Origin of the sequence: Ectopseudomonas oleovorans (genome assembly GCF_003052605.1) — a bacterium.
In the GTDB taxonomy this organism is placed as follows: domain Bacteria; phylum Pseudomonadota; class Gammaproteobacteria; order Pseudomonadales; family Pseudomonadaceae; genus Aquipseudomonas; species Aquipseudomonas oleovorans_A.
On record NZ_QASO01000026.1, the window covers coordinates 58,688 to 59,196 of the forward strand.

Consider the following 509-nt stretch of genomic DNA (forward strand, 5'->3'; position numbering starts at 1 on the left):
GATTACAGATACGGCAGTCATACGGTCTACCAGATCGAGTATCACTTTGTTTGGGTGACTAAGTACCGATACAAGGTGCTCAGCGGTGAGGTTGCTGAGCGAGTGCGAGAGCTGGTGAGACAGACGTGCGAAGCATTTGAAATTCGGATTGTGAAAGGTGTGGTGAGCAAGGATCACGTGCATATTCTGGTGAGCAGTCCGCCGAATTTGGCGCCGAGTGAGATCATGAGGCGGATCAAGGGGCGTACGGCGAGCAAGCTTTTCGAGGAGTTTCCCCATCTGAAAAAGCGCTATTGGGGGCAGCATTTTTGGGCTCGCGGGTACTTTTGCGCGACGGTTGGGCAGATGACGGAAGAGATGATCAAGCAGTATCTGGAGCATCATTTTGAGCCGAGCCCGAACGATAATTTCAGGATGGAGCCTGACTGATCCGACGCGTCGTTCAGTCGACGCGTATCCGGACTTTCAGTCCGTAAGTCACTAACCCACCGACTTCAGTCGGTGGTTGT

1 protein-coding gene is annotated in these 509 nt (G+C 52.8%); it reads left to right on the plus strand.

Features of this window, described 5'->3' with window-relative positions:
- On the plus strand, nt 1-429 hold a 429-nt coding region (gene tnpA / locus DBO86_RS04280; protein WP_146173169.1), incomplete at its 5' end, for an IS200/IS605 family transposase.
- Nucleotides 430-509: the final 80 nt, after the last annotated feature.